26 protein-coding genes are annotated in these 24,853 nt (G+C 63.1%); 13 read left to right on the forward strand and 13 right to left on the reverse strand.

Annotated elements, in window-relative coordinates; genetic code table 11:
• Window positions 1–251: 251 nt before the first annotated feature.
• Genes J3364_RS08665 through J3364_RS08685 form a run of 5 tightly spaced genes read right to left on the reverse strand, consistent with a single transcriptional unit; the run spans window position 252 to window position 4,544 of the window.
• A complete protein-coding gene (locus J3364_RS08665) occupies window positions 252–893 on the reverse strand; it encodes a tetratricopeptide repeat protein (protein WP_349557978.1) in 642 nt (213 codons plus the stop codon).
• Window positions 890–1,675, reverse strand: coding sequence for an SDR family oxidoreductase (locus tag J3364_RS08670; RefSeq protein WP_349557979.1), 786 nt, complete (start codon window positions 1,673–1,675; stop codon window positions 890–892). The genes J3364_RS08665 and J3364_RS08670 overlap by 4 nt, the downstream gene beginning before the upstream one ends.
• Window positions 1,662–2,345, reverse strand: coding sequence for an iron-containing redox enzyme family protein (locus tag J3364_RS08675; protein WP_349557980.1), 684 nt, complete (start codon window positions 2,343–2,345; stop codon window positions 1,662–1,664). The genes J3364_RS08670 and J3364_RS08675 overlap by 14 nt, the downstream gene beginning before the upstream one ends.
• Before the next feature lie 23 nt (window positions 2,346–2,368).
• The gene (locus tag J3364_RS08680) at window positions 2,369–3,874 is read right to left on the reverse strand and encodes an AMP-binding protein (protein WP_349557981.1); all 1,506 of its coding nucleotides are present in this window, start codon (window positions 3,872–3,874) and stop codon (window positions 2,369–2,371) included.
• A complete protein-coding gene (locus J3364_RS08685; RefSeq protein WP_349557982.1) occupies window positions 3,858–4,544 on the reverse strand; it encodes a thermostable hemolysin in 687 nt (228 codons plus the stop codon). Before J3364_RS08685 ends, J3364_RS08680 begins: the two co-directional genes overlap by 17 nt.
• Window positions 4,545–4,679: 135 nt before the next feature.
• Between J3364_RS08685 and J3364_RS08690 the strand changes: the two genes are divergently transcribed.
• On the forward strand, window positions 4,680–5,366 hold the full coding sequence (locus tag J3364_RS08690; RefSeq protein WP_349557983.1) for a response regulator: 687 nt from the start codon (window positions 4,680–4,682) through the stop codon (window positions 5,364–5,366).
• Window positions 5,366–6,760 (forward strand): ATP-binding protein, encoded by a 1,395-nt coding sequence (locus tag J3364_RS08695; protein WP_349557984.1) that lies wholly within the window; start codon window positions 5,366–5,368, stop codon window positions 6,758–6,760. The genes J3364_RS08690 and J3364_RS08695 overlap by 1 nt, the downstream gene beginning before the upstream one ends.
• On the opposite strand, the gene J3364_RS08700 is transcribed toward J3364_RS08695, so the two are convergent.
• On the reverse strand, window positions 6,747–7,661 hold the full coding sequence (locus J3364_RS08700; protein WP_349557985.1) for an alpha/beta fold hydrolase: 915 nt from the start codon (window positions 7,659–7,661) through the stop codon (window positions 6,747–6,749). The genes J3364_RS08695 and J3364_RS08700 overlap by 14 nt on opposite strands.
• Window positions 7,662–7,839: 178 nt before the next feature.
• Here J3364_RS08700 and J3364_RS08705 point away from each other — a divergent pair, with 178 nt between their 5' ends.
• A complete protein-coding gene (locus J3364_RS08705) occupies window positions 7,840–9,240 on the forward strand; it encodes an MATE family efflux transporter (protein ID WP_349557986.1) in 1,401 nt (466 codons plus the stop codon).
• On the opposite strand, the gene J3364_RS08710 is transcribed toward J3364_RS08705, so the two are convergent.
• The gene (locus J3364_RS08710) at window positions 9,161–10,192 is read right to left on the reverse strand and encodes a GGDEF domain-containing protein (RefSeq protein WP_349557987.1); all 1,032 of its coding nucleotides are present in this window, start codon (window positions 10,190–10,192) and stop codon (window positions 9,161–9,163) included. The two genes, J3364_RS08705 and J3364_RS08710, sit on opposite strands and share 80 nt — an antisense overlap.
• Before the next feature lie 224 nt (window positions 10,193–10,416).
• Here J3364_RS08710 and J3364_RS08715 point away from each other — a divergent pair, with 224 nt between their 5' ends.
• From J3364_RS08715 to J3364_RS08735, 5 genes are all read left to right on the forward strand, one after another.
• A complete protein-coding gene (locus tag J3364_RS08715) occupies window positions 10,417–10,863 on the forward strand; it encodes an acyl-CoA thioesterase (RefSeq protein ID WP_203143197.1) in 447 nt (148 codons plus the stop codon).
• Between the two features lie 140 nt (window positions 10,864–11,003).
• On the forward strand, window positions 11,004–12,137 hold the full coding sequence (locus J3364_RS08720; protein ID WP_349557988.1) for an HD-GYP domain-containing protein: 1,134 nt from the start codon (window positions 11,004–11,006) through the stop codon (window positions 12,135–12,137).
• Window positions 12,138–12,181: 44 nt separating this feature from the next.
• Window positions 12,182–12,988 (forward strand): phosphotransferase, encoded by an 807-nt coding sequence (locus tag J3364_RS08725; RefSeq protein ID WP_349557989.1) that lies wholly within the window; start codon window positions 12,182–12,184, stop codon window positions 12,986–12,988.
• A gap of 153 nt (window positions 12,989–13,141) precedes the next feature.
• Window positions 13,142–13,822 carry a type 1 glutamine amidotransferase domain-containing protein gene (locus J3364_RS08730; RefSeq protein WP_349557990.1) on the forward strand — a complete coding sequence of 227 codons (681 nt, stop codon included), beginning with the start codon at window positions 13,142–13,144 and terminating at the stop codon, window positions 13,820–13,822.
• Window positions 13,823–13,826: 4 nt separating this feature from the next.
• Window positions 13,827–14,798 carry an NAD(P)H-quinone oxidoreductase gene (locus tag J3364_RS08735; protein ID WP_349557991.1) on the forward strand — a complete coding sequence of 324 codons (972 nt, stop codon included), beginning with the start codon at window positions 13,827–13,829 and terminating at the stop codon, window positions 14,796–14,798.
• Between the two features lie 72 nt (window positions 14,799–14,870).
• On the opposite strand, the gene fghA is transcribed toward J3364_RS08735, so the two are convergent.
• Together fghA and J3364_RS08745 are read right to left on the reverse strand one after the other, a co-directional pair.
• On the reverse strand, window positions 14,871–15,707 hold the full coding sequence (fghA, locus tag J3364_RS08740; protein ID WP_349557992.1) for an S-formylglutathione hydrolase: 837 nt from the start codon (window positions 15,705–15,707) through the stop codon (window positions 14,871–14,873).
• Between the two features lie 251 nt (window positions 15,708–15,958).
• On the reverse strand, window positions 15,959–16,387 hold the full coding sequence (locus J3364_RS08745) for a CBS domain-containing protein (protein ID WP_349557993.1): 429 nt from the start codon (window positions 16,385–16,387) through the stop codon (window positions 15,959–15,961).
• Between the two features lie 279 nt (window positions 16,388–16,666).
• Here J3364_RS08745 and J3364_RS08750 point away from each other — a divergent pair, with 279 nt between their 5' ends.
• The 3 genes from J3364_RS08750 (at window position 16,667) to J3364_RS08760 (ending at window position 18,814) form a co-directional block, all read left to right on the forward strand.
• Complete coding sequence (locus tag J3364_RS08750) at window positions 16,667–17,710, forward strand: GAF domain-containing protein (protein ID WP_349557994.1); 1,044 nt, start codon at window positions 16,667–16,669, stop codon at window positions 17,708–17,710.
• A gap of 268 nt (window positions 17,711–17,978) precedes the next feature.
• Window positions 17,979–18,137, forward strand: coding sequence for a hypothetical protein (locus tag J3364_RS08755; RefSeq protein WP_190294922.1), 159 nt, complete (start codon window positions 17,979–17,981; stop codon window positions 18,135–18,137).
• A gap of 236 nt (window positions 18,138–18,373) precedes the next feature.
• Complete coding sequence (locus tag J3364_RS08760; protein ID WP_349557995.1) at window positions 18,374–18,814, forward strand: VOC family protein; 441 nt, start codon at window positions 18,374–18,376, stop codon at window positions 18,812–18,814.
• 4 nt (window positions 18,815–18,818) lie between these two features.
• On the opposite strand, the gene J3364_RS08765 is transcribed toward J3364_RS08760, so the two are convergent.
• Window positions 18,819–19,745, reverse strand: a complete 927-nt coding sequence (locus J3364_RS08765) for an alpha/beta fold hydrolase (protein WP_502882491.1) — start codon at window positions 19,743–19,745, stop codon at window positions 18,819–18,821.
• Window positions 19,746–19,969: 224 nt separating this feature from the next.
• Here J3364_RS08765 and J3364_RS08770 point away from each other — a divergent pair, with 224 nt between their 5' ends.
• Together J3364_RS08770 and J3364_RS08775 are read left to right on the forward strand one after the other, a co-directional pair.
• Entirely contained in the window at window positions 19,970–21,325 is a 1,356-nt protein-coding gene (locus J3364_RS08770; RefSeq protein ID WP_349557997.1) for an alanine/glycine:cation symporter family protein, read from the forward strand.
• Between the two features lie 124 nt (window positions 21,326–21,449).
• Window positions 21,450–22,103 carry a peroxiredoxin gene (locus tag J3364_RS08775; RefSeq protein ID WP_349557998.1) on the forward strand — a complete coding sequence of 218 codons (654 nt, stop codon included), beginning with the start codon at window positions 21,450–21,452 and terminating at the stop codon, window positions 22,101–22,103.
• 74 nt (window positions 22,104–22,177) lie between these two features.
• On the opposite strand, the gene J3364_RS08780 is transcribed toward J3364_RS08775, so the two are convergent.
• The 3 genes from J3364_RS08780 to J3364_RS08790 all read right to left on the reverse strand — a co-directional run bounded on the left by J3364_RS08780 (window position 22,178) and on the right by J3364_RS08790 (window position 24,699).
• Window positions 22,178–22,957: a MetQ/NlpA family ABC transporter substrate-binding protein gene (locus J3364_RS08780; RefSeq protein ID WP_131484087.1), complete on the reverse strand. Its 780-nt coding sequence runs from the start codon at window positions 22,955–22,957 to the stop codon at window positions 22,178–22,180.
• A 69-nt stretch (window positions 22,958–23,026) separates the two neighbouring features.
• The gene (locus tag J3364_RS08785; protein WP_123635640.1) at window positions 23,027–23,692 is read right to left on the reverse strand and encodes a methionine ABC transporter permease; all 666 of its coding nucleotides are present in this window, start codon (window positions 23,690–23,692) and stop codon (window positions 23,027–23,029) included.
• Entirely contained in the window at window positions 23,692–24,699 is a 1,008-nt protein-coding gene (locus J3364_RS08790; RefSeq protein WP_349557999.1) for a methionine ABC transporter ATP-binding protein, read from the reverse strand. The genes J3364_RS08785 and J3364_RS08790 overlap by 1 nt, the downstream gene beginning before the upstream one ends.
• Window positions 24,700–24,853 lie beyond the last annotated feature (154 nt).

A 24,853-nucleotide genomic window follows, 5' to 3' on the forward strand; every position in this document is an offset into this window, starting at 1 on the left:
GATTTCTGCACACATTGACGCTATCTACGCTGGCGCCCGCAGGTGGATTACTTTGACGGCCACCGCCGTTGACCTGGATCGCGTAAACCAGGCCAGCCTGCCGGACCCCGTTGGGGTGTTCCGGAGAAAGGCGGCAATTATCCTTGTCACGGGAAAGAAGCGCAAAAAAAGATCGCATAAGACCGCGATAGCCAGACCCTATGCGACGAAGGGAAGACCAGCCGGCTGCGGCTATCAACCGGCTGCAAGACTCACTGGATTTCTTTGAGCAGCGCCTGGATTTCCTGGCGGCGGCCGGCGTCGGCTACCGGCCGTTCAGGCCGATCCGGGGCGGCCAGGGCGCGCTCCAGGTAGACCTTGGCCCGCTCGGGCTGGTCCTGGTCGACCAGGTAATCCCCGTAGAAGTAGTTGGGATCGATCCCGTTCGGATTGATCTTCAGGGCCGCCCGCAGGTGCTCTTCCGCCTTTTCATCGTCACCGAAGGAAATCGGCCAGCCCGGCACTTTGTAGTAGAGGCTGCCAAGGGAGGTGTGGGCGGACCCCTCGAGCGCGTTCTCATCGATCTTCAGCGCCTTTTCCAGGGACGCTTTGGCGTCCTTCACCAGACCCAGGGCACCCAGGCCGCCCTTGGCGCCGGCATAGGTGCTGAGAATGATGCCCTGCCAGATCAGCGGCTCGGCCCGGTCCGGGTAGGCCTTCACAAAGGCTTCCGCCTCGGGGACGAGATCATTGAAGGCTTTCTCGCGGGCATCGTCGCCTTTCACTTCGTAATTCACGTGGGCCCAGTCACGCTGGACTTTCAGCAGGTCCTGGTCGAGGTTCGCGGCCTGGGCCTGGCCAAAGGCCAGCAGCGTCAGGGCCAGTGCGGCCGTCCAATGGATCAGGGTTTTCATGAAGACACTCCGGATTGCAGGAAACGACGGATAATGGGCAACTGTTTGAGCATGGCGCGATCCACCAGCCGCGGCAGTATCCCGTTGAGACGAACGAACAGCTTTTCCGGCCAGCCCAGGTAACGACGCTGCTGGTCGCTCTTCATGGCCGTCAGGATCTCCCCGGCAACGGATTCCGGCGAATCCATCCGATTGCCCAGGGCGGCGTTGAGCTCGTTGACCGCGCTCGGATTCATCGACGTCTGGGTCGCCCGGGGCGCAACGTAAAGTATCTGGATCGCGGTATCCGCCAGTTCCCGGCGCAGGGATTCGCTGAAGCCCCGCACGCCGAACTTGGTGGCGCAGTAGACGCCATAGCCGGGGAAGCCGATGCTGCCGAAGGTGGAACCCACAAAGACCAGCGCGCCGCGCCCCTGACGCCGGAAGCGCGGCACGAAGTGGTGAGCCACCAGGATGGCGCTGCGCAGGTTGACGCTCAGCAGGCTGTCCAGCGCCGCCACCGGCAGATCCTCGATGCCGGTGAAGATGTTCTGCCCGGCGCAGTGAATCACACCGTCAATGTCGGGATAGGCTTTCGACAGATCCGCCAGCACCCGGGGCAGGTCCGGCGCAGCCAGGTCGAGGCTGACCTGCTCCACGCCATCGGCCCGACCGGCCATCGGCTTGGGGTGGCGACTGGCCACAATGACCCGGCTGCCGGCTTCCACCAGCGGCTGGATCAGGGCCTGACCGATGCCGCCACTGCCGCCCAGCAGCAGGAAAACGCGGTTATGCAGTTCCATACAGTCGAGTCTCCTCCTGGCCGGGCAAGGGAATGGCGTGCAGCATGTCGCCGTACAACCGGTACACCACCTTGGCGGTGTCCACGATCGCCGCCTGATCAGCCGGGTCGGTGATGCTGTCCATCAGGTTGCGGAAAAAGTCGAAGTGGTCCTGGTCCAGGCTGCCGTGGGAATAGAGGTAGCTGAAGGCCTGGTTGGGCAGCTCCAGGTGCTTCTGGATCTGCTGGCCCATCGGCGTGGCCAGCGACACGCTGGTGCCCTCCAGTACCTGGACCATGCCGAACAGGCCGACCGGGTTGCCCCGGGCAATCAGGTCATACAGGTAGGACACCATCAGACGGATCGGCAGATCCGGCGTGCCGTGACGCACGGCGTCAGCCTCGGCGCCGCAGGCGGTGAGGTCGTTCAGGATCCACTCGTGGTGGCCGTACTCTTCCTCGATGTATTCCACCAGGGCCTTGCGCACGTGTTCCAGACGCTCCGGCAAACGACCGCCACAGGCCATCATCAACGGCGCCGTGTGTTTGACGTGGTGATAGGCCTGGCTCAGGAAGTAAGTGTAGCTGTCCAGGGTAAAGCGCCCTTCCTGGATGGCCCCCATCACCGGGGCCCCGGTGACATGCGCCCGGTCCGGTTCGGTCTGTGCCTGGAGTTGGTCAAAGAAAGCCATGGATCATTCCTCGTGGTTCTGGATCAGCCGCAACGGGCTTCGGATAGGGTGATGGCGGCCGGATCGCTTTGTTCAGCGGCCGCCAGCAGCTCACCGAGATCGGCCATTAAACGGGGCCGGATCAGGCGGCCATTGGGGGTAACGTGCCCCTGATGCGGTGACAACGGTTCACGGCGGATATAGAGCTGTGACAAGCGGGCGTAGTCTGGAAGCGTGCGATTCAGCTCCGCGACAGCCCGGGCCACGGCGTCATTGTCCCGGCTGTCGGCTATCACCAACAGGGCACGGGGTCTCGGCTCACCGTCACCAAACACCAGCGCCTGGCGCGCGCCGGCAGACTGCACCAGCTCACTCTCCAGCCACTCGGGATTGATATTGCGACCGTAGCTGGTGATCAGCAGGTTCTTGGAACGGCCGTTGACGACCAGGAAGCCATCGTCATCGAACCGGCCCAGATCGCCGGTAGCCAGAGGCTCCCGGGGGCGTCGCTGATCGCCCAGATACCCCAGGTGGGTATTGCCGCGCACCAGGATCTCTCCCAGGTTGCTCATCGACACCTCGACATGAGAGAGCGGCTTGCCCACGCAACCGGGCCGGTTGGCTTCGGGGCCGTTGAGCGCCACCACCGAGCCACACTCGGACAGACCATAGCCTTCATAAAGCGGCAGGCCCTGGGCGTCGGCGCGATCCAACAGCGCTGTCGAGACCTTGCCGCCGCCCACAGCCAGGAAGCGGAAACGCAGTCCTGATAGGGCGCCCTGCTCCGCGGCGGTCACCAGCAGCGTGGCCAGCTCCGGCACCAGGATCAGCGAATCGGGCTGACAGGCGTGCAGCGCCTGCAACAGCTTCGGCACATCCAACTGGCTGCTGCCGGTAAAGCCCAGTTGGCTGACCGGCCAGACATGAACAGTCGCCCCCAGGGACAAAGGCAGATAGACGCCGGCGACGTTTTCCAGCAGCGTCGCCAGCGGCAGCACACAGAGGTGGCGCCGAATGCCGAGGGAGCCGACCCGCTCCGCCAGTGCCCGGACCGTCGCATCCTGATGCTCGCCGGACAGGCACACGCCGCGAGGGGTGCCCGTGCTGCCAGAGGTAAAGGTGATCTTGGCCGTACCTGCCGGCACGTGGCCTTCAACGCCGGTCGTGTGCAGCGTCCGCAGGCAGACCGGCCCCCAGATCGGGATCGATTCGATATCGCCGGCCGGCAAATCCGCGGGGCGACCGAACAGCAGCCCCTGTAATCCCGCGCTGTCGCACAGGTGCTGCACCTGTTTCTCCGAAAAGAAACCGGGGACCGGCACACACACCAGCTCGGCCAGACGGCAGGCCAGATCCGCAATGATCCACCCCGGACTGTTGTCCCCACACAGACCCAGCCGCTGCAGGCCGCTCTCACGCAGGCGCTCTGCCAATACTTCCACGGCAGTCATCAGTTCTTCGTAGGTGAAGCTTTCATCCGGCGACTTCAGGGCAATGGCGTCGGGCTGCTCCATCACCCGCTGCAAGACGGCATCAAGCGGTGAGCTCATAGCGCCCTCCCGCAGCCGGCACCCGGTGGATGTGACGCAACAGGCCCAGTCGCGTGAGGGCATCGTGGCCCGAGGGCACATGGGCCACCATCACCATGGGCGAGTGCTGGTAATAGCGGCCCCAGCCGCGGCCCTTGTCAGGCAGGCGCGCAGGATCGGCGTTGCCGACGATCTCGGTGCGGATGCCCATCCGATCGAAGCTGTTTCGCAAATGGGACGTGCCGGTAAAGGCGATCCACTGCACCTCGCGATCGGCGAGCCAGATGGTCAGCAGCGGGAACAGGAACCGGCTGACGCCGGGCTCGACCCCGGCCAGGTGCGCCACTTCGATAATGGAAGAGCGGGCGGAACCGTCCGGAGTGGCGGACTCGATCGGCCCGTCCAGGTAATCCTCGAGAAACAGGCGTTCTTCGGCGGCGCAACGAACCCCCACCGCAGCGGATACCCGGTTTTCGGGACTCAGCAGGGCCATCAGGCTGGCAATGCGTAGGCGTGGTCGCGCACCATAGGCGTCCAGGAAGCGGCTTTGAATAAATCGGACAACCTGCTCTTCGGCAGGGGAATCCGGGCTGACGGAACACAGGCTACGACCGGCCAGGCTCAGCTCGGGGCGAAAATCCTCGGGCCATGAAAGCCGGTCCGGATGAGGCAAGGTATCAGGCATGGTCATCGGTCTCTCTCGTCAGGTTTACACAGACTAGAGGACCCGCCTTAATGGAAACTTAAGCCGCCAATATCGGTTTCTTAAGCCATACTTAAGCTTTATATGGAAGCCTTGCGGGCGTTGCGGGAAAAGGATTCAGGAATGCGGATACTGCTGGTCGAAGACGATCACCACCTGGCCAGGACCATGCTGGGCATGTTGCGGGAACACCACGATACCGTCGACTGGATCGACGATGGCCAGAAAGCGGCCAGTGCCATTGCCGACGAGCATTTCGATCTCGTCCTGCTGGACCTGACCCTGCCCCGCAAGGATGGTCTGGATGTTCTCAAGGACGTGCGCAAGCGCGGCGTTCCAACGCCGATCATCATCCTCACTGCCCGTGGCGATATGAATGAAAAGCTCACAGGACTGGATGCCGGCGCCGACGACTATATGACCAAACCATTTGTCATGGCCGAGCTGAAAGCCCGCATCCGTGCCGTGACCCGCCGCGCCGAAGGCAAGGCCGACAGCAGCCTGGTCGTCGGCCACCTGAAGCTGAATCCCGAACACGGCCAGCTGTTTCTCGCCGACAGTGCCGTGACCCTGCCCCGGGCGGAATTCCAGATCCTGCACTACCTGATGCGCCACCCGGACCAGGTCGCCACGCGCCGGCGCCTGGAGGATCAACTGTACGGCTGGGACCACGGCGCCGAAAGCAATGCCCTGGAAGTCCACATCCACCACCTGCGCCGGCGAATCGGCAAGACGCTGATTCGCACTGTCCGCGGGGTCGGCTACATGCTCGACTCCAATGAAGCCCGCAACGCCGATGCCGTGTCCTGATGTCCCTGACCCGCAAGCTTTCCCTGACCGTCGCCCTGTTGACCCTGTTCCTGGCACTGGTTGCTGCCGTCTGGAGTTATCTGGGCAGCAACCATGAACTGGAAGAGGTGTTCGATGCTGAACTCGCCCAGAGTGCCCGGATCGTTCAGGGTCTGGTTCACCACCTCTCTCACGATCAGCCACTGGGCCAGTTGAAGGACGCGCTGGAAGACTCGCTGCAACTGCCGCCCGGCGTGGACGACCCGGACGACGGCGATGAAGCCCTGCCCAACCAGCTGGGCCATAAATACGAGAAGAAAATCGCCTTCCAGATCTGGGCGAAGGACAGCACCCCCCTGCTGTCGTCGCCCGCCCTCACCGAACAGAGCGACCGGCCCTCGCCCGGCTATGCGTGGGCCGAGTCCGGCGGCTACCAGTGGCGCACCTTCACGCTGCGCGATCCGGAAACCGGCCTGTGGATCCTGAGCGGTCAACGCGAGGATATCCGCAGCGAACTGAGCGGTGAACTGGCGATGAGCAATGTGCTGCCGCTGTTGATCGTATTGCCTGTCCTGCTGGTTTTGGTGGTCCTGGCCATCCGCTGGACCTTCCGGCCGCTGCGCCAACTGGAGCGCCCGATCCGCAATATGGCGCCGGAACGCATTCACCACCTCGACGAGAAGCAGGCTCCGCCGGAAGTCCATGGTCTGGTCAGTGCCGTCAACGGCCTGCTGCGACGCCTGGATCAGGCGCTGGAGCGGGAACGACAGTTCTCCGCCGATGCCGCCCATGAGCTGCGCACACCGCTGGCCGCCCTGCGCCTGAACCTGGAAGAGGCCAGCGAAAAATCTCCCGGGCAATTTGCGGACCTGTTGGCGTCGGTAGACCGGATGAATCACCTGGTCGAACAGATGCTGTTGCTGAGTCGCATTGACGCCGGCGCCCCCGGCGAACCCCAGTTGGACAGCATTTCGGACATCGTGGCCCAGGCCGTGGCCGATGTGGCCCCGGTGGCGCTCCGGGACAACGTGGAACTGATTCTCGACGATCGCGTCGACAGCGACCGGGTTCTCTGCCACAGCGCGCTGATTGCCACCCTGGTGCGGTCACTGACCGCCAACGCCATCCAGTACAGCCCGGCCGGCAGTGAAGTCACCCTGCAATTGACGGAAAAGGGCGCCGACACCTGCCTGAGGATCTGCGACAGTGGACCGGGCATTGCCCCGGAGGCTCGGGAACGGGCCCTGCAACGATTCGTACGACTGGATCAGCGCCAGGGCAGCGGCGCCGGGCTGGGGCTGGCCATCGCCAACCGGATTGCCGAACTCCACGGCGGGCGCCTTATGCTGGAAGACCGGGACGACGGGCGCCCCGGACTCTGCGTCCGGGTCATATTGCCCCTCACGAGGCTTTGACGATTTCCCGCAGACGCTCGAACAGCTCCGCCTGGAAAGTTTCAGACAGCGGATAAAGATGCCCAGCGTCGGGGAGCAGGCGGACATCCGCATTGGGTAGATTCTCCGCCAGGTGACGGGCATAGGCCACCGGCACGAACGGATCCTCGCGCCCCTGGTAGATCAGCGTTCGCACGCCGACTTCCCGCAGACGGAACCCCCAGTCCACCAGTTCGGTCATCAAATCCTGGGCGATGGCCCGGCCCCCGCTTTCCAGGCAGGTGATCTGATCCGCCCGGAACAGCTGGGTGCGCATGAAGGAGGACAGCAGTTCCCGATCGTCGGCGCTGATCAGCTGACGGGCCTCACGCATGTACAGGCCCGGATGGCGACGTGACAGGCGCATCACCACCCGCACCACCAGCCGCAGCAGCGTCGGGCTGATCCGCGCCAACATCGGACCCGGCCAGCGGGTGGCCTCCAGCAACACCTTGCGACCGTCGTATTCCGCGAAATTGGTATACCCGGACAGCGACACCGCCAGCCGGACCCGCTCGGGCATGGCATAGGCACAGGCCAGGGTCCGCGAGCCGCCGCTGGACCAGCCCATGTGGATGAACCGGTCGATGCCGAGCGCATCCGCCAGCTGGGCCACATCATCGGGATAGTCCAACAGCACACGGTCCGCCTGGAACGTGGAGCCGCCGATCCCCGGCCGGTCCGGCGTGATGATGCGGAACCCGTGGCGCCGGGCCTGGCGATGGAAGAACCAGCCCTCCATGCGGCAGCCCGGCATACCGTGGGCAAACAGGAGCGGCGTACCCTGAGGATCCCCCAGGTCGGTGTAGACCAGATCGCGACCGTCTCGCAGCGTGAGGCGGCCGTCGTGACTTCGAAACTGGACAAAGCGGTTGATGGTCATCTTCCTTGTGACGGTGGGTGCCGGCGGACCCGACACAACGGGACTTCCGCAGTCTAGCAGGTGTCCGGGCATCCGTAGATTCCACTATAACCTGAGTCAGCTCTGCGGTGTGGCTTCATGATAGTCTCAATCGCGCTCTATCTCCCTGAACCGCCCTTTCACCTTGGACGCAAGACCCGTGGACGATACCCATCAGCCCATTCCCGAAGCCCGGCAAGGCACCGTGGCCCGCACCCTGGCGGAGTGGAAGACGTTGGCGCTGCTGGGCGGCCCCATCCTGATCGCGCAGATCGCCCAGGTGGCCAACGGCGTGATCGATACGGTCATGGCCGGCCACGCCAGCGCCGAAGACCTGGCCGCGGTGGGCATCGGCAGCAGCCTGTGGGTGCCGCTGTTCCTGATGTTCATGGGAGTGCTGGGTGCGCTGCAGCCCATCGTTTCCGGTCACCGGGGCGCCCGGGCCTTCGGGCAGATCATGCCGGTCACCTGGCAGGGCATCTACATCGGGCTGGGCGCCGCGCTGATCATGGTGGGCCTGCTGCTCAACGTACGGCCCGTGCTCAACCTGCTGCGGCTGGACCTGCACACGGCGCTGCTGACCCAGGGTTACCTGGACGCTTTCTGCTGGGGCGTGCCGGCCATCCTGTTGATGACCGCCCTGCGTGGACTGACGGACGGGCTGGGCCATACGCATGTGATCATGGCGTTCTCGGTGCTGGGCACGCTGATCAACCTGCCTCTGAACTACATCTTCATCTACGGCAAGCTGGGCATGCCGGCCATGGGCGGCGTCGGCTGCGGCTGGGCCACGTCGATATCCAGCTGGATCGCCATGCTCAGCCTGCTGGTCTACCTGAATCGCAGCCGGGTCTTCCACCACTTTCACCTCTGGCGGGAGCGTGCCAAGCCGGACTGGGAGATCATCAACGAGGTCCTGCGCCTGGGGGTACCGATCGGGTTCACTATCTTCGTCGAGGCCAGCATGTTCTCGGTGATCGCGCTGTTTCTCGCCCCATTGGGCCCCGTTGTGGTGGCGGGTCATCAGATTGCACTGAACGTGGTGTCGCTGGTGTTCATGGTGCCGCTCAGCCTCGGCATGGCCCTGACGCTGCGCATCAGCTTCCTGGTAGGCGCCCGCGAGACGGACACTGCACGCCTGCTCGGTCGCAGCACGCTGGTACTGGCGGTCGCCATTGCCCTGTGTTTCGCCTCGATCCTGTGGCTGGGCAACAGCCTGATCGCCACCCTCTACACCAACGATCCGGCGGTGCAGGCGGTGTCGATGCACCTGCTGGTGTTCGCCGCCCTGTTCCAGATCGCCGACGTCACCCAGGTTACCTGCATCAGCGCGCTGCGCGGTTACAAGGACACCAGCGTTCCCATGGTGATCATGGTGTTCTCGTTCTGGGGGATCGGTTTGCCGCTGGGCTGGGTATTGACGTTCACCGATACGTTCGCCGAGCCCATGGGCGCGGCCGGGTTCTGGGTCGGGCTGACGGTCAGCCTGGTATCCGCTGGTCTGATGCTGGGGACGCGGCTATTCCGCTTCCGGGTGTCGGCTCAGCCGGCAACAGCCTGATCACCACCTGGTTGCGACCGCGGCTCTTGGCTTCGTAGAGGGCGTCGTCGGCGCGCGCCAGCCAGGATTCGGCATCGTCTCCCGGCTGCAGGCAGGAGACACCGAACGACGCGGTGATCGGACCGGTGGGCGTCTGCAGTTCGCTGGCCACCTTGTGCCGCAGGTTTTCCGCCACCGCCTGGATGCCGCTGGCCTGTACACCGGGCATCAACAGGACGAATTCTTCTCCACCAAACCGGAACAGCTGATCGCTGCGGCGGGTACAGCGCCGGACCAGGTCGGTGCACTCCACCAGCGCCTCGTCACCGCGGGCATGGCCGTAGGCGTCGTTGATCCGCTTGAAATGATCCAGGTCGAAGATAATCAGGGCGTAGGGCATGTCATTGCGGATGTGGTTGGCCACCGCTGCCTGCATCTCCTCCTCCATGGCCCGCCGATTCTTCACGCCGGTGAGCGGGTCATGGGTGGCCAGCCGTTCGAGGCGCTCGCGTTGGTGCTCGTTGCGCCGGGCAAAGATGTAGGCGCAACTGCTGACCACGATGCAGGTGGTCACGAAAGACAGCATCTGCTCGCGGGAATCAAAGGCGGAACCGTCAATCATCAGCGCCGCCAGGGCCAGGCTGTTCACCACCACCGCCAAGATCGGCGAGGCCAGGAAGAAACTGGTCACCAGGGCGGGAAACAGCCAGAACAACCCTTCATCCCCCAGCAGAGTGGCCACCATCACACCGCCGGTGCAGGCAAACACCGCCAGGCAGAATCCGGCCCGCCGGTTATCCCCGGTCAGCCAGGCGTACACCACGGCGGCACAGATTGAGGCCAGGATCAGCAGGTCGGTCACGCCAGCCATGACGTTACCGGTCAGGAAACGGAACACGGCAAACGGGGTAATGCCAAAGACCGCACAGGCACCGAGCAGGGTAATAATCGACAGTTGAAAGTCGTGTCTCAATCGATAGAACATGGTGCGCAAGCCAGCCACAGCAGGGACGGCAGTGTCCCGATTATTATTGGTTATTGTCGGTGGGCGACCCGACCTTGCGCCATGACACGGCGCACAGTCCTTCCGTGATCCGCCCGGAATCTGTCAACAGCGTAGTCGGTTCCGGAAAAAAGGGTAGCCTCTTGTGACAAATGTTACGAAGCAGATCCCATAATTGAAAGGAGCATGACCGCATGCCAGAGCCTTTTGAATTCCGCCTGCGGGTTCGCTATGGCGAATGCGATGCCCAGGGCGTGGTGTTCAACGCCCGCTACGGCGATTATGTCGATATCGCCATGAACGAGTACATTCGCACCCTGTTCGGCGATTACCAGCGTCTGCTGGATCAGGGCGTGGATATCCAGGTGGTCAACCTGAACCAGAACTGGCGCGCCCCGGCTCACTTCGATGACGTCCTCTGCGCCCGCATCGAGCCGGGCCGGATCGGCAACACGTCGTTCAGCCTGCACATCGCGTTTGTGGAATATCGCGAACAGCGCCTTGTCATGACCGCCGACATCACCTATGTCCTGATCGACGCCCGGGCCGGCGGCAAGACCCCCATTCCCGAGGCCATCCGTCGCCAGTTGGCCGACGGGGCCCCCGAGACGGTGATCAGCCACGCCGGAGAGACCGCCTGAGCCCTCCGGAAAGCAAAAACTTGTTACAGGGGCTCTTTCGGGCACCCGTTCTATTACAACACCTACAGAAATAGGCTAAATTGGTCGGATGGGCCTCTGGAAGGCCTCAATTATAATAAGCTCCGGAAAGCGTGCGCGTTGTGCCAAACCTAGTCCGAATTGCCCCTGGCGCCCTGATTATCGGCAAGCCACTGCCGTGGACCGTCTACGACGCGGACGGCAATGTGCTGTTGACCCAGGGCTACGTCATCCAGACGGACGTGCAGCTGGAGCAGCTGTTCGAGCGCGGGCTGTTCTATCCCCGCCGCAGCGATACCCCCGAACCCGAGCCGGAACCCGAGGAAGACATCCGGCCCCGCAACCCCTTTAGCGACTACCCGGAACTCCTGCGGACCCTGGAAGTGACGCTGCAGTCGGTGCAGAACCAGTCGCCGGATGCCCAGCGTCGGGTGATCGGCCTGGCCAATCTGGTCACCCGCTGCTGCCGTGAAGCACCGGATCCGTGCCTGGCTCTGGTGCACCTGTATTCCGTGGAGCCGACCGCTTACGAGCAAACCCTGTTCTACGCCATCATTTGCTATTTCACGGCACAGCAATTGGGGATGGACGACAAACGGGTGCTGGTTCTGCTGGGCGCCGCCCTGACGGCCAACCTGGCCTTGCTGCCGATCCTCGACAAGCTCAACCAGTCCCGACGCCGGCTGAGCGACGATCAGCGCGCCATCATCCGCAAGCACCCGATCCTGAGCGTGGCCGCATTGGAACGGGCGGGAATCGACAACCGCCTGCTGCTGAAGATCGTGAGCCAGCACCATGAGCAGCCGGACGGCTCCGGTTATCCCGAGGGCCTCAGCGGCCGGGACATCCTGCCGGAAGCGCGTATGGTGGCACTGGCCGAGCGTTACACCGCGATGATCACCCGGCGCGCCTACCGCGACCGTTTCAGCATCACCCAGGCCCGGTCCGAACTGGCCGAAGCCAGCCATGGATTGCACGACCGCAGCATCCACGATGCCCTGCTCAAGGCCATCACGGCTTATCCACCGGGTTCTCTGGTCCGACTGGCCAACGGTGAAGTGGCGGTGGTCACCCATCGCGCCTCCGGCCTGCAGGGGACCCAGGCCCAGGCCATCATGAGTCCCACTGGCAACCGCTACATCGGCGCCTTCAGGCGCGACTGCTCCCGCCCGGAATACGAAATCCAGCAGGTGGAAGTCCCGGAAATGCTGCCGTCCATGGACTACGGCCAACTCTGGTCATTTGATCGTCACTGACCGCTGTGCGATAACTCCGGCCAGAGCTTTCTGCCGGATCCGCCATGACGTCACCGCCTCCCCCCGACATCGACCGCTTGCTTGCCCCTCTGCCGGACGACTGGCAACGCCGGTTGCGCCATGCCCACGCCGCTCGCATCAACGCGGGCCTGTGCAATGAGGTGTACCGGCTCACCTCCGAAGACGGCGTTTTTGCACTGCGCCTGAACCATCCGGACCCGGATGCCCTGGGGATCGACACCGTCCGGGAACGACAGGTGCTCGACGCCATCGCCGGCCAGCCCTGGGCGCCCATCGTCCATCACCACGATGCCCACAGCATGCTGAGTGAATGGATGCACGGTGAACCGCCCCTGGGTGGCGCGTCGACCCGGCTCCACTGGCTGGCTCACGCCCTGGAAAGCGTCCACGCCATCACCGCCCCGTTGCCCGTCGTCGATATCCCGGAGCAGATGATTCGACTGGCCCGACGTTGCGGTGCCGATGCGTCCGCCGCACAACGGCGTGTCGATGCCCTGTTAACTCACTACCGGCCGCCCACCTGCCGGGTCCTCTGTCACCACGACTGGCATCCGGGGAACCTGCTGATCGGTCGCGGCGGCTGGACGCTGCTGGATTGGGAATTCGCCGGCGCCGGCGATCCGTGCCTGGATATGGGCGGCGCCATCAACGGTTTCGCCCTTAACAGTGATCAAATCACCATGCTGAGCCGTATGACCGGGTTCAGCGTAGCGGAGCTGCAACGGGCCAGCGCGATCATGACAGCACTGGAACGACTCTGGTTTGCCGCCAACCCGACCCTGACGAATGACGCTCATCTCCGCCTGCGACAATGGATCGAGGCGACCTGATCGTCCCGGCACGACGGGTTGAATGTGGGCGGTGGCTGTCCCTATATACTTCTATGGAGACGGCGATATACCGGCAAACAGCTATTAGACGACCGGTCTAATATACGTTAGCGTTGAACAATGCTATCCAATGACGCACTCAGGAGGAACAACATGAAAGTACTGATGGTACTGACCTCGCACGACCAGATGGGCGACACCGGGCACAAGACCGGCTTCTGGCTCGAGGAATTTGCCTCCCCCTATTACGCCTTCGTGGACGCCGGCATCGACGTCACCCTGGCATCCCCCGCCGGCGGCCAGCCTCCGGTTGACCCCAACAGCGACGCCGAAGACGCCCAGACCGACGCCACGCGCCGCTTCAAACAGGACACCGAAGCCCGCAAGGCGCTGGCCAATACGTTGAAGCTGGACAGCGTCAGCTCATCCGATTACGACGCCATTTTCTATCCGGGCGGTCACGGTCCGCTGTGGGATCTTGCTGAGGACCCGACGTCCATCACGCTACTGGAAGCAGCGGCAGGCAACAGCACGGTGATCGGCGCGGTGTGTCACGCCCCCGGTGTGTTCCGTCACGTCAAGGGCCCCAACGGCGACGCCCTGGTCAAAGGCCGCAAGGTGACCGGTTTCACCAACAGCGAGGAAGCGGCGGTCCAGCTGACCGATGTGGTTCCGTTCCTGGTGGAAGACATGCTCAAGGAAAGCGGTGGTGAATACAGCCGGACCGACGACTGGGGCTCTCACGTGGTGGTCGACGATAACCTGATTACCGGCCAGAACCCGGCATCGTCGGAAGACGCCGCAAAAGCGGTCATCAAAGCCATCAAGGGCTGACACCATGAAAGCGATTGCCATCGACAACGACCGGCTCGAGTGGCGGGATCACCCGTCACCGGGCTCGCCAAGAGCTAACGAGGTCCTGATCGACGTTGCCTATGCCGGTATGAACCGGGCCGATCTGATGCAACGCGCCGGGGCCTATCCACCGCCGCCGGGCGCGTCGGCAATTCTGGGCCTGGAAGTGAGCGGGCACGTGCATGCGGTGGGTGAGGACGTCACCCATCTCCAGGTCGGCGACCCGGTTTGTGCCTTGCTGGCCGGCGGTGGTTACGCGGAGCAGGTGATGGTGCCTGCACCGCAGGTGCTGCCCTTACCGGAGAATGTGTCGCTGCGCGAAGCCGCGGGCCTGCCCGAAGTCTTCGCCACGGCGTGGCTCAATCTCTACATGGAAGCGGCGCTCAAACCGGGCGAACGCATCCTGCTCCATGCCGGCGCCAGCGGCGTCGGCACAGCCGTGATCCAGCTGGGTCGTGCGCTGGGCAATCCGGTCTTCGTGACAGCCGGCAGCGACGCCAAGGTGGAGGCCTGCATGCGACTGGGCGCAGACAACGGCTGGAATCGCCACAACGGCAGCTTTGTGACGGCGGTGCTGGACTGGGGCGGGGCCGACATGGTGCTGGACCCGGTCGGTGGCGATTACATCGGTCTGGATCAGCAGGTGCTGCGGCCCAACGGGCGCATCGTGCTGATCGGTCTGATGGGTGGCCGGCAGGCCCAGTTGGATCTGGGCCTGATGCTGATGAAGCGTCAGCGCCTGATCGGCTCCACCCTCCGCTCACAGCCGGTGGCGGTCAAGGGTGACGTCATGGACGCACTGTACGAGACGGTCTGGCCGTTGCTGGCCGAAGGTGAGGTGCGGCCGATCATCGATCGGGAATACCCCATCGAAAAGGCCGCCAGTGCCATGGATTACCTGCAGTCCAACACCAGCCAGGGTAAGGTGGTGCTGCAGGTGGACGGAGACGCCTGACACGCCACCCCGTCTCCGGTCCGGGGGCGCGAGTCCAGCGCCCCCGACTTCGATCCCTCAAGGCCGCGTGATTTACAGCAGGCCCAGCGCCTTGGCGTGGTGATCCAGGTGCTCGTCTATGAACGATGCGATGAAGAAGTAGCTGTGGTCATAGCCGCTGTGCATGCGCAGGGTCACGTGGTGATGCACTCGCTCACAGGCCTCGGCCAGCGTCTCCGGATAGAGTTGCTCTTCCAGGAACTGGTCGGCCGTGCCCTGATCGATCAGCAGAGGCAGACGCTCCTCCGCCTCCGGAATCAGCAAAGTAGCGTCGTATTCCGCCCAGGTGGATTCATCCCCGCCCAGATACCCCAGGAACGCCTTCTGCCCCCAGGGACAGGCCGTGGGGTGGCAAATGGGCGCGAACGCCGAAACCGAGGCGTAGCGACCCGGGTTTTTCAGGGCTGCAATCAACGCGCCGTGCCCGCCCATGGAATGACCGGATACCGCTCGCTGGTCGGTCACCGGCAATTCGGCCTCCAGCAATGCCGGCAGCTCACGGACCACGTAATCGTACATGCGGTAGTGCTTTGACCAGGGCGCCTGGGTGGCGTTGACGTAAAAGCCGGCCCCGCTGCCAAAATCATAGCTGTCGTCTTCGCCGGGCAGATCCACCCCACGCGGGCTGGTGTCCGGGCAGACGATGGCCAGGCCCAACTCTGCGGCCCGCTTCTGGGCTCCGGCCTTCTGCATGAAGTTTTCATCCGTGCAGGTCAGTCCCGACAACCAGTAAAGCACGGGCACAGGCGCCTTCCGGGCCTGCGGTGGCAGGAATACGGCAAACACCATGTCGCAATCCAGCACATCGGAACGATGGCGATACCGGCGGTGCTCGCCATCAAAGCAGCGGTTGGATGAAAGCAGTTCCATCGTTGATTCCTCTCTACCCAGTCCGGGGCAGCGCACAACCGTGTGACCCATCGTGATCGGCCCGCCTTCTGCGCCACCCTCAATTGCGGGAAAGGCGTCCGGGTCTAAAGCCGGACGCCCGCCAGTGTCCATCCTTCGGGCAAGCGTCTGCCTGCCTCGGGGGCCTTCGGGGCGAGTGGTTCAACCCTCTTGCCGCGGTTCTGTCAGGATCCGATCGCCCGGAGCCATGCCGATTTCCCCACCGGCGGCGATCAGTCCTCGGTGGCAAACCTCGGCACGGCCACCCCATAGCCGGTCTTGGCCAGAGCAGCCAGGATCGCGGCCCGGGTTATGATACCGACCAGACGGCCACCGTCCACCACGGGATAGATCTTGGGCTTGTTACGACCGAGATTCTGCGCCAGATCCACAACGGCCATCTCCGGTGGCACCGTCAGCGGATCGGAGAACATGACGTCCTCCACGACCGGCTCCCCTTCATGGTGATAGCTGGTCACCAGCATGGCATGAATGCAGTCCTGCTCGGAAACGAAGCCGAGCACATGGCGCTTGTTATCCACCACTGGCAAGCCAGTAACGTGATTGCGCAGCAACACCTCCACGACCTTGGTCAATGGCGTTCCACTGTGTACCGGTTCGATGTGATTCCACATCACATCGCCGACCTTGAGTGATCGCATGACGGACTCTCCTGTTCCAGCGGGGCGCTTGCCCCCGGAGGCATCGCAGGCGGGCGGTGGCGATGGCAGGACGGGCGTTTTGAAGCGACGCCAATCCGCTACGGCCGGCCCTGTCGTTCGGCAATGCCCTGTTCCCTTAAACTAGGCAAAGTTGCGCCGATAGGGAAATACAAAAAAGGGATCGCAGGCGCCTTGACCATTGCCAACCCGGTGCTGTGAGCGATCCCGGAATATGCCTATACTGGTGTCAGTTCTTCAACCGTTTGCCGAAGGGACTCCATGAAAACACCCCCCCGCCCGCACGATGAAATGCAGCGCCTGGATGCCCTGCGCACTCTCCGGGCCCTGGACACACCGGTGGAGGAGCGTTTCGAGCGCATCACGCGCCTGGCCCAGAAGTTCTTTGGCGTGGCCATGGCGGCCATCACGCTGGTGGACGAGGAACGCCAGTGGTTCAAGTCGATCCAGGGGCTGGACACCCGCCAGACCGACCGCCGTATTTCCTTCTGCGGGCACGCACTGCTCGAGGAACACCTGTTTGTTGTCGAGGACGCTGCCCAGGATCCCCGTTTCGCCGACAACCCGCTAGTCACCGGGCACCCCTATATCCGCTTCTACGCCGGCATTCCGCTCCGTGCGCGCAATCGTCAGCCGGTGGGCACCCTGTGTCTTATCGACAATCGCCCACGCCAGGCCGCGGATATGGACTTCGATGCCCTGCAGGATCTGGCCAGTCTGACGGAACGGGAATTTACGTTCGACAGCCCCGGCAACCGTGCTCCTACGAACACCATTCGCGGCGGCGCCCGGGAGAACCTGCTGGACGAAGTCACGGGCCTCTGGAACTGGGCCGGGCTGGTGCGCCAACTGGAGGAGTCCAACCAGCGTCTGAAGCTGATTGGTGGCGACATGACCCTGGTCTGGCTGCGGGTCGGGTTCGACAGGACGAGCCTCAGTGCAGAAGAAACCAATCATCTGCGCCGCGACTGGGCCGAGAAATTGCTGTCCGGGCTGGAGTTCTTCGATACGGCAGGGGTCGTGTCCGAAGGGGACTTCCTGATGATGGTCAGCGAGAGCGATCGCGCCCAGTTGCTGGTTCGACTGGGCATGGTGGCCCAACGCCTGAGCCCGGAAGAGGGCAGGGACGGGGACCACCGGCTTCCCACGCACCTGGCCTTCGCGGCGATACGCTGCATTGATGGCCGCCTGGGCGTTGCGGAACTGCTCGACCAGTTGGAGATGGCCCTGCCGGACCCCGACAACGCCTCCGGCACCCTGGCCCTGATCGATGGCCACCAGCGCTCCCGGGTGGGGCTGCTGTAGCGGGACATCGCGCGCTATTGCTCAGATTTTACGCAACATTTTCTTACAAAATTCGTAGACTACTTATTCCCCAAACTGCCGGATTATTGTACATTTCTCCTGCGTTTCGGGGATCCCCTCCAGAGACGTACTCCGAGTTCTTTCGGGGTGACCTGCGTGGCCTCCACAGCAGCGTCTGACACTGACATATTTTTTCGCTTAGGCGTTTATGAACAGGACGTTCCCGTCGCGGAGCGCCTGGACAAACTCGTTCTTTTGGAGGTGTATTATGCGTTTGAACAACCTGGTCGTCCGTTTCCGCCGCAACGTGGCTGTGCCCGAGCAGTCTCGTGTTGAGGCCATCAGCCGTCGTCAGACCATGAGCCTGGAAGCGCTCAATCGTCCGGCCCAGTCTCGCAGCATCAAGGCGGCCCTGCGCCAGCGCTAAAACCGGCGCGGAACAAGACGAACAACAAGGAGGAATCTCGTTTTGAGTATTCCCGATTGATAGCCAGCTCAAGTCTCTTGGGCTGGCTATTTTATTTCTGACCCCCGCTTTTTTGCCCGCCGATTTCCCGCGTCACCGTCCGCGAAACCCCGCATGCCCCATCAGCCGCCACCCCGACCAATCTGTGCGAGAATAGCGTCATCACACCTGTCTCTGTTTCTGATGAGGAGCGACTGATGCAATACCTGCACACGATGGTTCGCGTTGCCGATCTCGAGGCTTCCCTGCATTTTTACTGCGATCTCCTGGGCCTGGAGGAAGTGCGCCGCATGGACAATGACAAGGGCCGCTTCACACTGGTGTTCCTCGCCGCGCCGGAAGACAAAGAGCGGGCGCTGGCCGATAAGGCGCCGATGGTGGAACTGACCCACAACTGGGATCCGGAAGAATACAGTGGCGGGCGCAACTTCGGTCACCTGGCCTATCGGGTGGACGATATCTACGCCCTGTGCGAGAAGCTGCAGGCTGGAGGCGTCACCATCAACCGGCCACCCCGGGACGGTCACATGGCCTTCGTCCGTTCCCCGGACAACATCTCCATCGAACTGCTGCAGAAAGGCGACGCCCTGCCACCCAGGGAACCCTGGGCCAGCATGGAGAACACCGGCTCCTGGTAGGTCTTCAGCCCCGCGCCTGTTTGATGGTGGCCAGGCTCTGTTCGGCAATGGTTTCCAGCAGCGGGGCGGGCATGTCGTGCCCCATGCCAGGAATCAGCTTGAGGCGGGCGTGGGGAATCAGGTACCGCAACTGATCGGCCGCCGCCGGTCGCACCAGGGGATCCGCCGCGCCGTGGATGATACTGGTGGGCACCTGGGTGCGACGGGTGATCGATGACAGACTGCCGGTGGCGAGAATCGCCCGGGTCTGGCGCAGGATGCCCGCCGGATGGTAACTGCGCCGGTAGTCGTTGATCAGGCGATCACGCACCTCGTGCGGTGAGGTCGGATAATCCGGACTCTGGATCGCCCGCCAGAAATCGAGCGAGCGCGCTACCACGGCGTCTTCGTCGTGGCCCTTCACGCCCACACCCGACAGCCGCCAGACCAGCGCCAGCTTCGGCATGGGCAGGCGCGGGCTGTTGGTGGAGGTCATCACCAGCGTTGCCGAACGCACCCGGCGGGGATGGTTGCCCGCCAGGATCTGACTGATCATGCCGCCCATGGACACGCCAACAATGTGCGCACTCTCCAGCCCCAGACTGTCCATCAACCCGCAGACGTCGGCGGCCATATCGTGCAGTGTGTAAGGCGCCGCGATCGGCCGGCCCAGCCGTGACAGGGCCATGGCCTTGAGCGGATACCCTTCCAACCGCGCCTTCAGGTGCGTCGACAGGCCAATGTCCCGGTTATCAAAGCGAATGACGCGATAGCCGGCAGCCGCATAGCGATCCAGCAGCGCCTCTGGCCACAGGGTCATCTGTGCCCCCAGGCCCATGATGAACACCACCGGCTCACCGTCGGCCGGGCCACGGGTTTCTACACAGAAGTCCAGGCCATTGGCCGATACGGTATGGAGTTGGGGCGGACTGCTTCTCAGGGCTACGTTCACGGACATCTCCTTTTCTCTGTGACTAGGATACTGCATTCCAGCCCCCCAGCCATGCCCGGATTCCCCGATCCAATGAGTCAGTACGGCAAACCGATGCATGCCCAAAATGACTAATTATTCATCTATCGCATTGTTTCCTATGAATATTTCGGTAATTATCGGCATTTAAGTCTATACTCCTTCCATTCCAACAACACCAACCCGCACCTCAGGAGGAAACGCACATGGAAGCCCTTTCCGAATTCATAAAACTGATCAACGGCTGGGTCTGGGGCCCGCCCATGCTGGTCCTGATCCTGGGCGTCGGTCTGTTCCTGAGCCTCGGTCTGAAACTGATGCCGGTGCTCAAGCTCCGCGCGGGCTTCCGTTTGATGTGGCAGGGGCGCAAGTCCACGGATGAAGGTGAAATACCGCCGTTCCAGGCGCTGATGACCGCTCTCTCGGCCACCGTCGGTACCGGCAACATCGCCGGCGTGGCGACGGCGGTCTTCCTGGGCGGACCCGGCGCGCTGTTCTGGATGTGGCTGACGGCGCTGGTGGGCATGGCCACCAAGTACTCCGAAGCGGTGCTGGCGGTCAATTTTCGGGAAGTCGACGAACGCGGCGACCATGTCGGCGGCCCCATGTACTACATCCGCAACGGGCTGGGGCGACACTGGAGCTGGCTGGCCGTGCTGTTTGCGATTTTCGCGTCCATTGCCGGCTTCGGTATTGGCAACACGGTTCAGGCCAACTCGGTCGCCGACGTGGTTCAAACCAATTTTGGCCTGCCCCATTGGGTGACAGGCCTGGTCCTGGCGATACTGGTGGGCCTGGTGCTGATTGGCGGCATCAAGCGGATCGGCCAGGTAGCGTCCTCCCTGGTGCCGCTGATGGCGATTGCCTATCTCGTCTCCGGGCTGATTGTCCTGGCCCTGAACGCCACCGAGATCCCCCACGCCATTGTCATGGTGGTCAAGCACGCCTTCACGCCCGTGGCGGCCCAGGGGGGCTTTGCCGGTGCCGCCGTGTGGGCAGCGATCCGCTTCGGTGTCGCCCGGGGGATTTTCTCGAATGAGGCCGGCCTGGGCTCGGCGCCGATTGCCCACGCCGCGGCGCAGACCAACAACCCGATCAAGCAGGGTATGGTGGCGATGTTGGGCACGTTCATCGACACCATCATCATCTGCACCATCACCGGGCTGGTGATCATCACCTCCGGCGCCTGGACCAGCGGGGAATCCGGCGCTGCACTCACGTCCATGGCGTTTGCCAACGTCTTACCCGGTGTCGGCAACTACATGGTGGCCATCGCCCTGGCGGTGTTTGCTTTCACCACCATCCTGGGCTGGTCGTTCTACGGCGAGCGCTGTATCGAATTCCTGTTTGGCGTGAAGGCGATCTGGCCGTATCGTGTGTTATGGATCATTGCCATTCCGGTGGGCGCCACCTCGAACCTGGGCATCATCTGGCTGATTGCCGACACGCTGAACGCGATGATGGCGATCCCCAACCTGATCGCGCTGGCCCTGCTGAGCCCGATCGTGTTCCGCCTGACCCGGGAACATTTCGCCCGTGAAGCGATCAAACCGCAGTCATAACAGGGCGTTATAAGCTAGAGTAAAAAGGTCTTTTGAGTTCAACCGGGCCGGCCCAATAGTCACTGGAAGCAATGGACCATCAGCGCCGTAGGGCCGGCGTTACCGACTAACAGGAGGAGCATCAATGAGCTTACGTCTAGGCGATACCGCACCCGACTTTGAACAGGATTCCAGTGAAGGCCGCATTCGGTTCCACGAATGGCTGGGCGACAGCTGGGGCATCCTGTTCTCGCACCCGGCGGACTTCACCCCGGTCTGCACCACAGAGCTGGGTCTGACCGCCAAACTGAAGGACGAGTTCGCCAAGCGTAACGTCAAGGCGATCGCACTGAGTGTCGACGATGTGGAGTCCCACAAACGGTGGATCAACGACATCAACGAAACCCAGGGCTGCACCGTCAACTTCCCGATCCTCGCGGACGGTGACCGCACGGTGTCCACCCTGTACGACATGATTCATCCCAACGCCGACGACAGCATGACCGTGCGCTCCCTGTTCGTGATCGACCCGAACAAGAAGGTTCGGCTGATGATCACCTACCCGGCCAGCACCGGCCGCAACTTCAACGAAGTGCTGCGGGTCGTGGACTCCCTGCAACTGACCGACGATCACAAGGTCGCCACGCCGGGCAACTGGAAAGCCGGTGATGACGTGGTGATCGTGCCGTCCCTGCAGGACGAGGAAGAGATCCAGAAACGCTTTCCGAAAGGCTACAAGGCGGTGCGCCCCTACCTGCGCATGACCCCGGATCCGAAAGCCAACTGGAGCGGCGACTGAATCAATCGCTGTCCCAAACGAAAAGACCCCGGCCAAGGCCGGGGTCTTTTTTTGGGCGGTGACCGGTACCGGGATCAGAAGGCCGGTACGACCGCACCCTTGTATTTCTCCTTGATGAACTCGCGCACGTCGTCGCTGGTCAGGGCATCCGCCAGCTTCTTCATGGCGTCGCTGTCCTTGTTGTCCGGGCGGGCGACCAGGATGTTCACGTAAGGCGAATCCGCACCTTCGATGATCAGCGCGTCCTTGGTCGGGTTCAGGCCCGCTTCCAGCGCGTAGTTGGTGTTGATCATCGCCAGGTCCACCTGACTCAGCACGCGCGGCAGGGTGGCCGCTTCCAGCTCGTAGAAGTTCAGGTTCTTCGGGTTCTCGGCGATGTCACGCGGAGTGGCGGTGATCTTGCTGCTGTCTTTCAGCTTGATCAGGCCCGCCTTCTGCAGCAGCAGGAGCGCGCGGCCGCCGTTGGTGGGATCGTTCGGGATCGCCACGGTCGCACCGTCTTCCAACTGGTCCAGGGAGTCGATCTTCTTGGAGTAGGCGCCGAACGGCTCGACGTGAACGCCCACCACGCTGACCAGGTTGGTGCCCTTGCCGTCGTTGAATTCGGTCAGGTACGGCTGGTGCTGGAAGTAGTTGGCGTCCATCCGCTTCTGGGCCACCTGGATGTTGGGCTGGACGTAGTCCGTGAAGACCTTCACTTCCAGGTCCACGCCTTCTTTGGCCAGGGTCGGCTTGATGTGCTCGAGAATCTCAGCGTGCGGCACGGCGGTCGCCGCCACGGTCAGCTTGTCCGCAGCCTGTACGGAAAATGCCGCCAGGGTGGCAGCCAGCGCCAGAATCTTGGTCAGTTTCATAATGTCCTCGTTGTTACGATGGCAATTTTTCTTTTAGGCGGCGCCCGGAAAGCGCCGCGTGATGCGGTGTCAGCGACGGCTGAAATAAAGCACCAGCCGGTCGCCAACCATTTGCAATATCTGAACAAAAATAACCAGAAGCGCCACGGTAATGACCATCACGTCGGTCTGGAATCGCTGATAACCGAAACGGATCGCCAGGTCACCCAGGCCGCCCCCGCCGATCACACCGGACATGGCGGCGTAGGACACCAGCGTAATCGCCGTCACGGTGATGCCGGCGATGATGCCCGGCATGGCTTCTGGCAGCAGCGCTCCGAAGATCACCTGGCGCACCGTCGCGCCCATGGCCTGGGTCGCCTCGATGATGCCGCGGTCCACTTCCCGTAGCGAGGTCTCCACCAGCCGCGCGAAGAAAGGCGCACCGCCGGCCACCAGTGGCGGAATGGCCCCGGCCACACCGAGCGACGTGCCGATCAGCATCACCGTGAATGGAATCATCACGATCAGCAGAATGATGAACGGTACCGAACGCAGCACGTTCACCACGAACGACAGCACGGCGTAGGCCACCGGCTGTTCCAGCAGTTGGCGCTTGCCGGTCAGGAACAGCAGCACGCCCAGCGGCAAGCCGAACAGCACGCTGAAGAACAGCGACGCGCCGACCATCACCAGCGTGTCCCAGCTGGCCCCGCCGATTTCGCCCCAGTCCACGTTGGTGAGCAGATCATCCATCATCGCACCACCTCCACGTGAACGTCAGCCGCTTCCAGCGCGGCCTGTGCGGCTTGCAGGTCACCGCCCACCAGTGACAGGGTGAGCTGGCCATAAGGCGTATCCTTGATACGATCGATGCGCCCGGACAGGATGCTGAAATCAACGCCGGTTTCCCGCGCCACACTGCCCAGCAGCGGCTTGTAGGTGGAGTCGCCGCGGAACGTCAGACGCAGGATGCGGCCTTCGGCCTGCTCGAAATTGGCTTTCATCTCCTGCTCGTCCACATGCTCGCTTTCAAACACGAAGTCGCGCGTGGTGGGGTGCTTCGGATGCAGGAACACGTCGGTGACCGGGCCCATCTCGACCACCTCGCCGGCGTCCATCACCGCCACCCGGTCGCAAACCCGGCGCACCACGTCCATTTCATGGGTGATCAGGACGATGGTCAGCTTCAGTTCCCGGTTCAGATCCCCCAGCAGACGCAGCACCGATTGGGTGGTCTGCGGGTCCAGCGCGCTGGTGGCTTCGTCACACAGCAGGATGGTCGGGCGACAGGCCAAGGCGCGGGCGATGCCGACCCGCTGCTTTTGCCCGCCGGACAGCTGGGACGGGAACTTGCGCGCGTGATGGGTCAGGCCCACCCGCTCCAGCAATTCCGCCACCCGAGTGCGGATCTCGTCCCGGGAATAGATCCCCGCCAGCTTCATGGGGAAGGCGATGTTGTCTTCCACCGTCTTGGAGGACAGCAGGTTGAAGTGCTGGAAAATCATCCCGACCTTGCGCCGGAAATTGCGCAGGTCGTCGCTGTCGTACCCGGTCACGTCCTCGTCGTCGATCACGATCCGGCCGCCGCTGGGCCGTTCCAGCAGGTTGATAAGGCGAACCAGCGTCGATTTGCCCGCCCCGGAATGACCGACGATGCCGAACACTTCGCCGTTCTCGATCGCGAGACTGGTGGGCTGCAGCGCGGGGATCGCCCGGCCTTCCACCTCATAGGCCTTGTGGACCTGATCAAACTCAATCACTTGGCATCTCTGCAAACCTGAAAATGATCGCGCAGTATAGCGCAGGCCGGCGCCAAACCCGAATCGGGGCATGCCGCAACGCCGCCCGAAACGCGGCACTCGGCGGGAGGGACGCAATCAGCTAGACTCACAAGTTGAACAAGCAGTCACAAAT

Origin of the sequence: Marinobacter sp. NFXS9 (genome assembly GCF_040148665.1) — a bacterium.
In the GTDB taxonomy this organism is placed as follows: domain Bacteria; phylum Pseudomonadota; class Gammaproteobacteria; order Pseudomonadales; family Oleiphilaceae; genus Marinobacter_A; species Marinobacter_A mangrovi.

Coding starts and splice junctions, on each gene's coding strand:
- J3364_RS08665 (WP_349557978.1), bottom strand. CDS start 893: ATGAAAACCCTGATCCATTGGACGGCCGCACTGGCCCTGACGCTGCTG.
- J3364_RS08750 (WP_349557994.1), top strand. CDS start 16,667: ATGAAAACACCCCCCCGCCCGCACGATGAAATGCAGCGCCTGGATGCC.
- J3364_RS08690 (WP_349557983.1), top strand. CDS start 4,680: ATGCGGATACTGCTGGTCGAAGACGATCACCACCTGGCCAGGACCATG.
- J3364_RS08700 (WP_349557985.1), bottom strand. CDS start 7,661: ATGACCATCAACCGCTTTGTCCAGTTTCGAAGTCACGACGGCCGCCTC.
- J3364_RS08780 (WP_131484087.1), bottom strand. CDS start 22,957: ATGAAACTGACCAAGATTCTGGCGCTGGCTGCCACCCTGGCGGCATTT.
- J3364_RS08755 (WP_190294922.1), top strand. CDS start 17,979: ATGCGTTTGAACAACCTGGTCGTCCGTTTCCGCCGCAACGTGGCTGTG.
- J3364_RS08670 (WP_349557979.1), bottom strand. CDS start 1,675: ATGGAACTGCATAACCGCGTTTTCCTGCTGCTGGGCGGCAGTGGCGGC.
- fghA (WP_349557992.1), bottom strand. CDS start 15,707: ATGGAACTGCTTTCATCCAACCGCTGCTTTGATGGCGAGCACCGCCGG.
- J3364_RS08685 (WP_349557982.1), bottom strand. CDS start 4,544: ATGACCATGCCTGATACCTTGCCTCATCCGGACCGGCTTTCATGGCCC.
- J3364_RS08770 (WP_349557997.1), top strand. CDS start 19,970: ATGGAAGCCCTTTCCGAATTCATAAAACTGATCAACGGCTGGGTCTGG.
- J3364_RS08745 (WP_349557993.1), bottom strand. CDS start 16,387: ATGCGATCACTCAAGGTCGGCGATGTGATGTGGAATCACATCGAACCG.
- J3364_RS08775 (WP_349557998.1), top strand. CDS start 21,450: ATGAGCTTACGTCTAGGCGATACCGCACCCGACTTTGAACAGGATTCC.
- J3364_RS08785 (WP_123635640.1), bottom strand. CDS start 23,692: ATGGATGATCTGCTCACCAACGTGGACTGGGGCGAAATCGGCGGGGCC.
- J3364_RS08730 (WP_349557990.1), top strand. CDS start 13,142: ATGAAAGTACTGATGGTACTGACCTCGCACGACCAGATGGGCGACACC.
- J3364_RS08695 (WP_349557984.1), top strand. CDS start 5,366: ATGTCCCTGACCCGCAAGCTTTCCCTGACCGTCGCCCTGTTGACCCTG.
- J3364_RS08760 (WP_349557995.1), top strand. CDS start 18,374: ATGCAATACCTGCACACGATGGTTCGCGTTGCCGATCTCGAGGCTTCC.
- J3364_RS08715 (WP_203143197.1), top strand. CDS start 10,417: ATGCCAGAGCCTTTTGAATTCCGCCTGCGGGTTCGCTATGGCGAATGC.
- J3364_RS08680 (WP_349557981.1), bottom strand. CDS start 3,874: ATGAGCTCACCGCTTGATGCCGTCTTGCAGCGGGTGATGGAGCAGCCC.
- J3364_RS08725 (WP_349557989.1), top strand. CDS start 12,182: ATGACGTCACCGCCTCCCCCCGACATCGACCGCTTGCTTGCCCCTCTG.
- J3364_RS08675 (WP_349557980.1), bottom strand. CDS start 2,345: ATGGCTTTCTTTGACCAACTCCAGGCACAGACCGAACCGGACCGGGCG.
- J3364_RS08735 (WP_349557991.1), top strand. CDS start 13,827: ATGAAAGCGATTGCCATCGACAACGACCGGCTCGAGTGGCGGGATCAC.